We start from the raw sequence: 12389 nt of genomic DNA on the forward strand, positions 1-12389 counted from the left end.
CGGCCTGCCGCGTACGCGCCGCGTCGTCGCGCCGCAGCGGGCCGGTCATGACGCGGCGCAGCTGAGGTCGGACGGTGCGGACCCGGCGCCGGTGCCCGTGAAGCCGAAGCTGGTGCTGGCCTGCGCGGCCACCTTGCCGTTGTACGGCTCGTTGCTGACCGTGTTCTTGCCACCGGTGGTGCTCAGCTTGCCGTTCCAGACCGAGGAGATGGTGGTGCCCGTCGGGTTGGTCCAGGTCACCGTCCAGCTGTTGATCTGTGCGGTGCCGGTGTTCTTCACCTGGATCTCGCCCTGGAATCCGCCCTGCCAGGCGTTGGTCACCTGGTATGTCGCGGCACACCCGCCCTCACCGCTGCCGCCGGCCGGGGTGGTGACGGTCGCGGCCGGCGACAGCGCCGACACGTTGCCGGCGGCGTCGCGGGCCCGCACGGTGAAGGTGTACGTCGTGTCGCCACTGAGGTTCCCGGCCCGGTAGCTGGTGCCGGAGACGGTGCCGACCACCGTCGCGGGCGCGGTGCCCACGGCGCGCAACACCTCGTACGAGGTGACTCCGACGTTGTCGGTGGAAGCGGCCCAGGTCAGGGTGGCGGCGTTGGCGGTGACCGCGCTGGCGGCGGGCCGGCCCGGAGCGGTCGGCGCGACGGTGTCGTCCTCGCTGCCGCCGGCGTAGCGTTCGGTGAGGCTGATGCCGGTGGTGGCGGTGTTGCCGCCCAGGGGGACCTGGTGGTCCAGGCTGACGAACTTGCCGTTGTGCTGCCAGAGCACCGGCTTGAGGATCTGGTTGTACTTCGTCTCGTCCCAGGTCTTCCAGTCGTCGAGCAGGAGCCCGCCGGTGTCGCCCGAGTTGGGGTTCAGGCACCAGAAGGTGTGGTGCAGCTTGTACTCGCCGATCAGGTCGCGCAGCGCCTTGAGCCACTTGTCCTGCCGGGCGTCCTGGCCGAGGCGTCCGCCCCACTCACCGATCAGCAGGGGCGCGGTGTTGCCCTCGTGCAGGTAGAGCCAGTTCGGGCGCCACACGTCGTCGGTCAGGCTGGCCTTGTCGAACGCGCCCTGGAACCAGGGCTGCTCGTAGACCAGCGGTCCGTAGTCGTGCGGGGAGTACACGAGCTGGTCCTGGTTGGCGCCGAGGTCGACCGGGAAGTCCTTCGCGCCGCGCAGGTTGCCGCCCCACCAGTTGTTGTAGTAGTTCGGGCTCAGGTCGGGGTTGGTCTTCGGCGAGTCCCAGGTCTTGCCCGGCCGGGGGTACGCCTCGATCCCCTCGCACATGATCAGGACCTTGGGGTTGATCGCGAGGATCCGTCGACCGGCCGTCTGGCAGGCGTTCTTCCAGTTGTCGGCGTCCGTGCTGCCGTCCCACTTCGCCCGGGGGGACTCGCCCGGCTGGCCGTGCGGCTCGTTCTTGATGTCCATCGCGACGATGGTGTCGTTGTCCTTGTACCGCGCGGTGACCCACTCCCAGCCCTGGTAGAACTGCTCGGGCGTGACCGTGCCCTTGTACCAGACCGGATAGACGTGGCCGGCGTTGTCGGCCTCGGCGCTGTGCACGTCGAGCACGACCTTGAGGCCGTACTTCTCGCACAGGTCGAGCCAGTGGTCGAAGATCTGCAGGTTGTTCATCCCGGCCAGCTCCGGGTTGGCCGCCAGGTTGACGTTGGGCATGACCGTCTGCCCGGCCTTCCACTCCAACAGCAGCTGGGTGGAGATCGGGACCCGAACGGTGTTGATGCCGCGTTCGGCCATCTGCCGGGTGATGGTGTCGAGGTTGCCGCCCCACAGGCCGTGGAAGACCCGCTCGGTGGCGTTGAAGCCGAACCAGTTGACTCCGGTGAGCCAGACCTGGTTGCCGGCCTCGTCGACGATCTTGTTGCCTTCGGTGTGCAGCCAGTCCGCGGCGGGTGCCGCGCTGTCGGCCGCCGGCGGCAGCGCCGCTCGGGGTGGCGGGGCCGCCGTGGCGGTCGCCGGCGTCGACAGCCCGACGACCACGCAGGCCGCCAGCGCGACGCCGCGCACGGATCTCTTCACAGACATGCTCTGTCCTTCGACGGTGGTGGTGTGGTGGTGATGCGAATGGGAGCGCTTCCATCGGCGAGCATAAGCAGCTCGGGGTCCACTGCTGTCCAGCCGAGCCACCCGCCCGTCGCGCCGCACCCATGCGCCGGATCGGACAAACGTCGGTTCACCTGCGAGGACACATCCCGATGATTCCCGTGCCGCACCCAGGGTCATCGGCTGGACCGCTGAAAGACGTTTCAGGCAAAGCCGCAGGTCGTCGCCGAATCCCTGCACACGAGGTGGCACCCGGGACGCGCGGCATGTTGGCTTCTGGCACCGAGCGGCCGGCTCCGCGGGAAGCGGGCCAGGCGGCCGGGCACCCCGCCGCTCGCCGGACGAGCGACCGCGGCATGGGCAGCGGCGGCGCCACCGCCGGACCCACTCACGATCCACCACCCCCGACCCGTCCCGGTCGGCGAAAGCGGTCCCGCTGAGGGCCGCGAGGAGGAGACATGCAACTGTCGGCAGCACCTACCCGGCGCGTGCTGGCCGCCTTCGGCGTCCTGGCCCTCACGGCCGGCGTCGCGACGGTCCTGTCCACGCCCCGGCCGGCACAGGCGCACGGCGCGCTCCAGGCCCCGGCCAGCCGAACGTACGCCTGCTACACCGACGGCATCGTCGGCAGCGGCGAGATCGTGCCCGAGAACCCGGCCTGCCAGGCCGCCGTGGCCGCCGGCGGCACCCAGCCGCTCTACGACTGGTACGGCGTCCTGCGCTCCGACGGAGGCGGTCGCACCCGGGGCTACATTCCGGACGGGCAGCTGTGCAGCGGCGGCAATCCGAAGTACGCCGCGTACGACGCTCCCCGGGCGGACTGGCCGGCCACCTCGGTGCGGGCCGATGGCACGTACGACTTCTCCTACGGCGCCTGGGTGCCGCACCCCGGTGGGATCCGGCTGTACATCACCAAGGACGGCTACGACCCCACCAAGCCGCTCACCTGGGACGATCTGGAGGCGCAGCCGTTCCTGACGGCAGATCCGCAACCCCCGGTCAGCGACGGCGCCTACCGCTTCAGCGGCCAGCTGCCGCACCGCTCCGGCCGACACGTCATCTACTCGGTCTGGTCACGGACCGACAGCCAGGAGACGTTCTACGGCTGCTCCGACGTCGACTTCAGCGGACCTGGTGGCCCGACCCCGACCCCGACGCCGACCCCGACCGGGCCCACGCCCACGCCCAGCACCTCCCCCACCACCCCACCGGCCGTGTCCTGCCGGGCGAGCCTGCACACCGACAACAGTTGGAGCGGCGGCTTCCAGGCCACAGTGACCGTCACCAACACCGGCACGACGACCATGACCAACTGGTACACCAGCTGGACGTTCCCGACCGGAGTACGGCTCGACCAGGTCTGGAACGGCACTCCGATGCAGAGCGGCACCACCGCCATGATCCACGCGGCGAGTTGGAACCGGGTCCTGGCGCCGGGCGCCTCGACCACCGCCGGACTGCTCGGCAGCGGCACCACCGCTCCCACCTTCAGTGACGTGACCTGCGGCTGAGTCCAGCCGTACCCGCCCCACCACCGGTGCGGTCCACGTCCCCGACGTGGACCGCACCTTCACCACCGCAGGAGCACCGATGACCCGTCCCCTCCGGCTGCCGACCACACGGTCGGCACCGACCGCAACCATCGCCGCGGTCCTGGTCACCGCCGCGGCGCTCCCCGTGCTGTTCTCCCCAGGGGCCGCCGGCGCGGCGGCCGCCTCGTGTGCCGCGACCTACCGGATCGTCAACCAGTGGTCCGGTGGTTTCCAGGCCGACATCCAGGTGACCAACACCGGCACCGTCCCGCTGACCGGCTGGCGGCTTGCGTGGTCCTACCACAACGGTGAGCGGGTCAGTCAGGGGTGGAACGCCACCGTGACCCAGGAGGGGTCGACGGTGACCGCCACCGACGCCACCTTCAACGGCAGCCTTGCGCCGGCCGGGTCCACGACCATCGGGCTGCTGGGCGTCGGTCAACCGGACGGTCCGGCACCGGCAGTCACCTGTGCGGACCCCGCCGGCGCGCCGGGCACTCCCACCGGGTCGGTCCCGCCCGTCAGCCCCACCCCCTCGACCACACCGAGCGGCCCGCCGGATGCCGCCTGCGCAAGCGCGACGTTCTGCGACGGCTTCGAGACCCAGGGCGGCACCGTGCCCGACGGCGCCTGGACCGTGAGCCGGCCCAACTGTCACGGATCCGGTACGGCCACCGTCGACACCGCCGTCGCGCACTCCGGCACCCGATCCGTCCGCGTGGACGGCCGCGCCGGCTACTGCAACCACGTCTTCGTCAAGCCGGTCGCCGATCTCACCCCGGTGGGCACAACCTGGCACGTCCGGTTCTACGTCCGCCACAGCGTGCCGCTGCCCGACGGCCACGTGGCGCTGGCGGCGCTGCGGGACGACGCCGACGGCGGCAAGGACCTGCGCCTGGGCGGACAGAGCGGTGCGCTGCAGTGGAACCGGGAGTCGGACGACGCCACCGTGCCGGTGCAGAGTCCGGCGGGCGTGGCGCGGAGCCGTCCGCTGCCGACCGGCACGTGGAACTGCGTGGCGTTCACCGTGGACGGTGATAGCGGCACGATGTCCTCGAGCGTGAACGGGGCCCAGGTGCCGGGACTGCTCGTCGACGCCGTACCCACCGCCGACGTCGACGCGCAGTGGATCGGCCGGACCTGGCGTCCGCACCTCAGCGACCTCCGGCTCGGCTGGGAGAGCTACGGCGGTGGCGACGACACCCTCTGGTTCGACGACGTCGCCGTGTCGGCGTACCCGCTCACCTGCTGACCCGTGGCTGCCCCCCGGGGTCGTCTCCCCACGACCGGCCCGCGCCGCCGGCGGGGAGACGTCCCCGGGACCGGCGACGCCGGCTGCCTGAAACGCGTTTCACGGCCTGGTCCGGCCCGGCCGGGGTCCGGCTCGTCACCGCCGGTGGCTCACCGACGGCGGCGACGGTCCGTGACGCGCCGACGCCGGTCACCGCCGTCGATGCCCGGACGGCGGTGACCGGCGCGGATGCCGTGGACGGGACGCCGCCTCCCGGCAGTGGCCCCGGCCGGAACGGCGGGGCACCGCCGGTCGGGGTGCGGGCCCGTACGGCACGCCGGCCTTGCCAGGCCTTCCCGGGCGTGCCACGCTTCCGTCATTCCGGCGGAGTCGGGCCACGCCCCGCCACTCGGAAGCAGGTACCCGCGACGAGACCTGCTTCCAGCGACCTCAGCCGGGCTCGTCGCGCCGCGGACGCGCCTGCCTGCCCACAGAACGGCGACCGACCGCTCGGTACCCGACCTCGAGCCGGAGCATGATGCGCGCGCAGCCGACCGTCCAACAGATCGCCGCCGCGGCCCAGGTGTCACCGGCCACGGTGTCGCGCGTGCTCACCGGCTCCGTCCGCGTGACGACGGGAGCCCGGCAGCGCGTGTACGCGGCGATGGCGCAGCTCGGCTACGTACGGCGCGACGCCCGGCACCAGGGTCTGCGGAAGCCACCGGTGGTGGCCCTGGTGATCTGCGAGCCGACCGCCCGGGTGTTCGCCGACCCGTTCTTCGCACGGCTGTCCGCCGGCGCGGAGGCCGAACTGTCGATCCACGGCTCCCCCATGCCGATCCTGACGGCGGCACGGGACAACCTGGCCGGGATCGAACGCTACCTGCTCACCGGAGGCGCCGACGGTGTCCTCCTGGTCAGCGCATACCACCAGCACCCGGTCGCCCGGGCGGTGGCCACGTCCCCGGTGCCGGTACGCGGCGTCGGCCGTCCGGCCGAGCTGGACATCCCCTACGTCGACGTGGACAACCGCGGTGGCGCCCGCGCGGCGGTGCGGCACCTGCTGCGCGGCGGACGCCGCCGGGTAGCCATGATCGCCGGGCCGCCGGACCTGCCCGCCGCCGCCGACCGCCTCGCCGGGTACCGCGAAGCGATGGCGGAGGCCGGGGCCGAGCCGGCGGCCACCGCGTACGGGGACTTCACCCAGGCGTCCGGGACGCACGCCATGCAGTGGCTGATCAGCCGCGCACCGACGATCGACGCCGTCTTCGTCGCCTCGGACGCGATGGCGGTCGGCGCTCTCCACGCGCTGCGACGTGCCGGCCGCGCCGTACCCGACGAGGTGGCCCTGGTCGGGTTCGACGACGCACCCGTGGCCACCATGATCCAGCCGGCCCTGACCACCGTCCGCCAACCGGTCGAACAGTTGGGCAGGATCGCCTGCCGGCTGCTGCTGGCCGACATCATCGAGGACCGACCCACCGGTGACACCGTCGTACTTCCCACCGAACTCGTCCGTCGTGGGTCGGCCTGAGCCGCCGACGCCCGGGCGCTGGCCCACGCCGGGCGTGACGCTCGCCGGCCGTTACCGGCTGGTGGAACGCATCGGCGCGGGCGGCATGTCGGTGATCTGGCGGGCCCTGGACGTGGAGCTGGACCGTCTCGTCGCGGTCAAGCTTCCCGGCCCGGACCGCGACGTGCCGGTGGACCGGGACGCCCTGGCACGCACCGAGGCGCGCACCATGGCGGCCGTCTCGCATCCCGACGTGGTGGTCGTGCACGACGTCGGACAGGTCACGGCACCCGACGGCACCACGGTCACCTTCCTGGTCCTGCAGATGCTGGCCGGGGAATCGCTGCTCGACGTCCTGGCCTCCGGGGCGCTCGGGTGGCGCCAGGCCGTCAGGATCGCCGCGCGGCTGGCCGCGGTGCTGGCGGCCGTCCACGCGCACGGCGTCGTTCATCGGGACGTCACCCCGGACAACGTGATGGTGGCCGACGGCGAGGTCAAGCTGCTCGACTTCGGAATCGCCGCGCGGATCGGGGACCGCCCGCAGCGGAGCTGGACCTTCGGCACGCCCCCGTACCTCGCGCCGGAGCGTCTCGCCGACGCTCCGGCTGATCCGGCGGCCGACGTCTACTCCCTCGGCGCGCTGCTCGTCGAGATGCTCACCGGCAGACCGCCGGACGATGCCATCCGCATGCCCGCCGCGGTCCCGGCCGAGGTCGTGCGGCTGTGCGACAGGTGTTTGGGGCGGGAGCCGGGCCGGCGCCCGTCCGCAGCGGAGGTGGCCGCCGAGCTGGACTCGCTCACCGATCCGATGTCCGGCGGACACCAGCCGCCCCAGACACTTGCATCGGCGGCCGCGCCGGCCGGCCGGGTGGTGACCGCGGTGCTCGAACCGGCGGCAGACCGGCGTGGGCGAGGACCGGTGATCGCCGGTGTGGCCACGGTGGTCGCGGGCGCTCTGGCTGCCGCCGTGACCATCGTCGCGCTCACTCGCTCGCCGACGCCGCCGCCGCCCGAGGCTCAACTGCCCGCGCCTGAGCTCTCCTGGTCGCCCCTGATCCGGTCGACGCGGCCGACCACGACGCCCGGACCATCACGGAGCAACAAGCCGACCCGCGTACCGAGCGCGACTCGCACATCCGCGCCCTCGACCGGTGGGCCGGCTTCCGCCACGACGGGAGCGTCCGCCAGTCCGACCGTGTCTCTCGCCGTCGCCGCGGCCCAGCTTCGCGAGTTGCTCCGCCGGGATCTCGCCGAGGGCACCGTCTCCTCCGGCGCGGCGCAGAAGATCGACGCTCAGGCGGTCAACGTGGTCAACAATCAGCACGCCCGGGCGGACAACCTGGCCCAGCTGATGTCGGACCTGCGCCGCAGCCTCGCCGACGAGATCCGCGACGGCGGGGTGTCAGCGGCGGCGGCCCCGGCGCTCAGCGACGCCGTCGACCGCGTCGGCGACGCCGTGACTCGCTCGACGTCAGCCGGCTGACCCCGCTGGACGCCCACCGGTCGCCCGTGGGCACGCACCACGCCGGCATCAGGCTCCGTGCGCTGCTGGGTCGGACCGGCAACCTCGCTGGCGCCGAGAAGTAGCCGCCCGGTCCTGAAACCTTCCGCAGCACCACGGGGTGTCCCCACCCGTACCACCCTCGCCACGCCTGCCCGGGGCACGACCGGAGCACCACATTGCCCACCCCACCGAAGGAGCGACGGTATGGCAGGAAGAACGCGACGCCTCGGGGCACTGGCCCTGGGCGTGACCATCGCCGGCGGCCTGGCGATCGCCGGTGTCACCAGCGCTTACGCCGGACAGCAGCCGGTCCTCCCCCAGACCGCCGCGGCCGCCGCCCGGGTGACGGTGGCAAAGACCCCGGGCCTGGCCGCGGCCGACAAGTCGTCGATCTACGCCGTGTCGGTGGCGGGGAAGACCCCGTCGGTCTACCGCACCGCCCCGAAGGCGCGGACCTGCTCGACCACCAACTGCGACGGCGGCGACCACGCCCGCGCGGAGAACCGCTCGTTCAACTGGTCCTCGTTCTGGTTCCCGGCCGGCACCACGCCGACGGTCACGGTGACCCGGACGGCCGCTGCCGGACCCGTGACCGACATCATGGTCCGTGGCACGGGCGACTTCACCGTGGTCAGCAGGAACCTGGCCACCCGGCAGGTCAAGATCCGGGTCAACGAGCCGAAGGCCAAGCTGTCGGTGGAGTTCATCGACAACCGCTACGACACCCTTCGGCAGTTGCCGCTGGACGGAATGCTGCTGTTCGCCGACGACTCGCGCGCCGCCGTGGCCGACCCGTCGCGCACCGCCCCGGGCACGTACGTGGTCAACCCCGGCACCACCTTCGACCGCGCCCTGGCCGCCCGCTCGGCGACCGTCATCTTCAAACGGGGCGTGCACGACCTCGGCTACTGGCCGGTGCCGGACTCGGTGCGGCGGGTGCACCTGGCCGGCGGCGCGTACGTCAAGGGCGCGATCGACTCGGCCACGGTGAGCAAGTCGACCCAGCAGGGCTTCACCGTCACCGGCCGGGGCGTGCTCTCCGGTGAGGACTTCGGCTGGCGGGCCGACAAGCGCACCAACGGCACCACCTCGTGCAGCTACGACTGCTGGGAGTACACCGTCAAGATGGTGCAGCTCGGCACCGACAGGTTCCGCTTCCACGACGTCACCGTGGTCAACGCCCCGCACTGGGTGGTCACCGGCCACCGCGACAACGAGATCACCGCGAAGCAGGGTGACGACGAGTCCCGGTTCACCGGCACCATCTCCGACGTCAAGGTGCTCGGCAACTGGGGCTGGAACGGCGACGGCATCCCCGCCCTGACCGGCACCACCATCAGCGACTCGTTCGTCTCCGCCTTCGACGACGCCTTCAAGCTCTACAGCTCCAACGCCACCATCAAGAACAACACCCTGTGGCAGATGGACAACGGCGCCGTGTTCCAGCTCGGCTGGTTCGCCAAGACGGTCTCGAACATCAGGGCCAGCAACAACACCCTGCTGCACACCGAGTGGACCGGCACCAACTCGAACTGGGGCCTGCTGAACTACCAGGAGGCCGGCGGCTCCGGCACCATCTCGAACGTCAGCGTCACCGGCACCCGGATCATGGGACCCACCACCCGGGTCGTGGCACTCTCCAACACCTCCGCCAGCCAGGCGTTCCGCGACATCACGCTGGCCGATACCACCGTGGACAGGCTCTACAGCGTTGCGGAGATCAACTCGCTGCGCGGCAACGGCAGCAAGGACCTGCCCCGCAACCTGGTCAAGCAGGCGAAGGCGCCGTTGGAACTGACTGTGGACAACCTGCGCATCGGCGGTCAGGCCATCACCGCCGGCAACGCGACGACCACGGGCGGTTTCGCCATCACCGGCTCGCCGACGCTGACCTTTCGGTAAAACCACAGTTCATGAGATGTCATCTCATGTCTGGACAAATTTATTGAACGATCCTGGCACCGGCTCCGTATCCCACATCGACCGTGGACATCGTCCGGAACCGCCTTGCCGGAGCGGGCACGAGCACGATTCCTGAGTCCTCACTTCGCAGAGCGGAGGGTCGCGCGGCATCAGCCTCGCGACCCTCCGCGATCGATCCAAGGGAGAGGTGCATGGCCAGGGGTACGCGCAAGAACGCAGTCCTGAAGCTCGGTGGCGTGGGGGCCTTCGCCGCGCTGCTCATCGGCGCGGGACTGCAACTGGCGTCCGCCGACGAGAACGCCAACGCGGCGCCGGTGTCGGTGGTCTGCCCGTCCGTCGCCGACAAGCTCGGCGCGGTGCCGGCCGCGGCGCAGGACGGTGTCAACCGTGAGCTGCAGAATCTGGACAAGCAGATCGCGAACGTCAACGAGCGGCTGGCCCGCGAGCCCAAGGCGGCGCAGAACCAGCTCACCGACATCGCCGGCAAGCGCCGCGCGGTGCTGGACCGGATCAGCCAGGACATCACCCGCGTCGGCGGCGCCGCGCCGGTCGGGTTGCAGGCCCTGGCGAACTGCGCGCTCGAAGGAGCGGCCGGCGGCGCCGAGGGCGGCGGGGTGGCCGCCCCGCCGGCCAACGCGCAGACAGTCGACTGCCCGACCGTACGCGACAAGCTCCCCGAGGTGCCGGCCGAGGCGGTCGCCGGGGTGGAGAAGGAACTGGCGAACCTGGACGAGGAGATCGCCCGGCAGAACGAGCGCCTGGCGAAGCTCGCCGTCAAGCCCGAGGGCGGCCCGAACTTCGTCCAGAACGCCATCCTCGGCCCGCTGCGCAACAAGCGGGTGGCCGTCCTGAACCGCATCGCCACGGACATCGGCCGGGTCAACGGCAGCCGCCCGGACGACCTGGTCGACCTCGCCACCTGCACGCTCAACTCCCCCGGCACGCCGAGCGCCGTCAACGGCAACGCCGGCCAGGGCGAGGCGGCCGGGCCGGAGAACGGCGGGGCCGCGCAGGCCCGTACGGTGAACTGCCCCCGCGTCGAGTTGCCGGCGGTGCCGGCCGCGGCCGCCGGGCAGGTCCAGTCCGAGCTGGCCACCCTCGACAAGCAGATCGACGAGGCCAACTCCCGGCTTGCCCGGATCGCCGTCAAGCCGGAGGGCGGGCCGAACTTCATCGCCAACGCCATCCTGAACCCGCTGAAGAGCAAGCGCGGGGCGGCGCTCGACCGGATCGAGATCGCCTTCAACCGGGTCGGCGCGCAGCGCCCCGACCTGGACAGCCTCGCGGTCTGCACCCTCAACTGACCACACACCGGGGAAGGTCGCGGCCCGGCGGGTTGTCCTCTGCCGGGCCGCGGCGCGTCCGCGCCGCCCGGCGACCACCCGGTCGGGCGCAGCTCACGGCGGTGCGACGACCTCGTGGGTGCCTGGCGCGGACTGCGCCGGATCACCCGACCGTCCGCCCGCCACAGTGGATGATGACCGCCACCCCCCGACCGGGAATCGCGAGCCGGGGCGGCCTCGGATCCGTCCGGACAGCCGAGGCCCGGCGCGTTCGGGCACGAGGATCATCGAGGGAACCGAGCGCGCCCGCGGCTGCCCGATCCGCGGCGGACAGATCAAGGAGCGACTGTGCCCGTGCTCATGCACCGCTTCTCGGGTCCACGCGGCCTGCACGAGTTCCGCCGTGCGGTCCGGCAGAGCCTGGTCAGCCAAGCGGTCGAGGCCCGTGATCCGGCCGGCTTCCGTGCCCGGCTGAGCACCGCCGACGTCGGTCCGACTCGTCTGGTGTCCGTCAGCGCCGGTGCGCTGCACGCGCGGCGGCAGACCGGACGACGGTCGTCCGGGGGCGTGTTCCTGCTGCTGAGCACGAAGGCCGACGGCCGGATTCGGCACCGCTTCGGCGTCGAGCCGGTGGTGCCGGGCCGGCTCGTGGTCGTACCGGGCGGAGAGCCCTTCGAGGTCGACTATTCCGCTGCCGCCAAGCTGTTGTTCGTCGTGCTTCCGCCGGTTCTGGTCGAGGCCCGGTACGCGGCACTGGACGCAGCGATCAGGTCAGCGCCCCTCGACCCGGTCGGGCGCGCCCTGGGCAGACAGTTGCCCCACCTGATGACGGCGGCCGGCGCCACCGAGGACCCCGCCCGCCGGCGAGACCTTGCCTCGGTGTTCGCCGTCGTGCTGGATCTGCTGCTCGACGGCACGCTCGGTGACACACGGGGCGGCCCTCACCTCGCTCTGCGTCTCGCCGCTGAGCGACTCGTCGAGGACCACCTCACCGAACCTGACCTCTCCGTCGCCTGGCTGGCCAGCCAGCTCGCCGTGTCGGTGCGCCAGCTGCACCGCGCCTTCGCCGACAACGGCCACGGCCCGGCCGGCTACATCCGGCTACGGCGGCTGCAGGCGTGTGCTCGGGACCTGGTCGGGTCGCCGATGAGCGCATCCGAGTTGGCATACCGCTACCAGTTCGCCTCCGCCTCCCACTTCGGCGCCGCCTTCCGGGCTCACTTCGGCTCGAGCCCGGGCCGCTGGCGAGCGAAGGCGGCGGCAGATGGGCACGGCTTCGACAGTGTTGCGGCGCGTCTGTGATATCGGTGCCGCGCCGGCGCCTCGTAGCGTGGTCCGGGCCGGATGCGAGTCGCGG

8 protein-coding genes are annotated in these 12389 nt (G+C 72.0%); 7 read left to right on the forward strand and 1 reads right to left on the reverse strand.

The window, feature by feature from the left end; all coding sequences use genetic code 11:
* Positions 1-45: 45 nt before the first annotated feature.
* Entirely contained in the window at positions 46-2028 is a 1983-nt protein-coding gene (locus tag O7600_RS07630; RefSeq protein ID WP_281592985.1) for a cellulase family glycosylhydrolase, read from the reverse strand.
* A gap of 476 nt (positions 2029-2504) precedes the next feature.
* Here O7600_RS07630 and O7600_RS07635 point away from each other — a divergent pair, with 476 nt between their 5' ends.
* The 7 genes from O7600_RS07635 (at position 2505) to O7600_RS07665 (ending at position 12334) form a co-directional block, all read left to right on the forward strand.
* Entirely contained in the window at positions 2505-3557 is a 1053-nt protein-coding gene (locus O7600_RS07635; RefSeq protein WP_281592986.1) for a lytic polysaccharide monooxygenase, read from the forward strand.
* 79 nt (positions 3558-3636) lie between these two features.
* Positions 3637-4830, forward strand: a complete 1194-nt coding sequence (locus O7600_RS07640; RefSeq protein ID WP_281592987.1) for a cellulose binding domain-containing protein — start codon at positions 3637-3639, stop codon at positions 4828-4830.
* Between the two features lie 514 nt (positions 4831-5344).
* Complete coding sequence (locus O7600_RS07645) at positions 5345-6343, forward strand: LacI family DNA-binding transcriptional regulator (RefSeq protein ID WP_281592988.1); 999 nt, start codon at positions 5345-5347, stop codon at positions 6341-6343.
* Positions 6330-7805, forward strand: coding sequence for a serine/threonine protein kinase (locus O7600_RS07650; RefSeq protein WP_281592989.1), 1476 nt, complete (start codon positions 6330-6332; stop codon positions 7803-7805). Before O7600_RS07645 ends, O7600_RS07650 begins: the two co-directional genes overlap by 14 nt.
* Positions 7806-8030: 225 nt before the next feature.
* Positions 8031-9728: a hypothetical protein gene (locus O7600_RS07655; RefSeq protein WP_281592990.1), complete on the forward strand. Its 1698-nt coding sequence runs from the start codon at positions 8031-8033 to the stop codon at positions 9726-9728.
* 212 nt (positions 9729-9940) lie between these two features.
* Complete coding sequence (locus O7600_RS07660; protein ID WP_281592991.1) at positions 9941-11053, forward strand: hypothetical protein; 1113 nt, start codon at positions 9941-9943, stop codon at positions 11051-11053.
* Positions 11054-11392: 339 nt separating this feature from the next.
* On the forward strand, positions 11393-12334 hold the full coding sequence (locus O7600_RS07665; protein ID WP_281594086.1) for a helix-turn-helix domain-containing protein: 942 nt from the start codon (positions 11393-11395) through the stop codon (positions 12332-12334).
* The last annotated feature ends 55 nt before the right edge of the window (positions 12335-12389 follow it).

Source organism: Micromonospora sp. WMMA1998, assembly GCF_027497375.1.
Classification (GTDB): Bacteria; Actinomycetota; Actinomycetes; order Mycobacteriales; family Micromonosporaceae; genus Micromonospora; species Micromonospora sediminicola.

What these genes read in the sequence shown, in the direction of transcription:
- O7600_RS07660 (WP_281592991.1), top strand. Translation starts at nt 9,941, where the DNA reads ATGGCCAGGGGTACGCGCAAGAACGCAGTCCTGAAGCTCGGTGGCGTG.
- O7600_RS07655 (WP_281592990.1), top strand. Translation starts at nt 8,031, where the DNA reads ATGGCAGGAAGAACGCGACGCCTCGGGGCACTGGCCCTGGGCGTGACC.
- O7600_RS07640 (WP_281592987.1), top strand. Translation starts at nt 3,637, where the DNA reads ATGACCCGTCCCCTCCGGCTGCCGACCACACGGTCGGCACCGACCGCA.
- O7600_RS07665 (WP_281594086.1), top strand. Translation starts at nt 11,393, where the DNA reads ATGCACCGCTTCTCGGGTCCACGCGGCCTGCACGAGTTCCGCCGTGCG.
- O7600_RS07635 (WP_281592986.1), top strand. Translation starts at nt 2,505, where the DNA reads ATGCAACTGTCGGCAGCACCTACCCGGCGCGTGCTGGCCGCCTTCGGC.
- O7600_RS07630 (WP_281592985.1), bottom strand. Translation starts at nt 2,028, where the DNA reads ATGTCTGTGAAGAGATCCGTGCGCGGCGTCGCGCTGGCGGCCTGCGTG.
- O7600_RS07645 (WP_281592988.1), top strand. Translation starts at nt 5,345, where the DNA reads ATGATGCGCGCGCAGCCGACCGTCCAACAGATCGCCGCCGCGGCCCAG.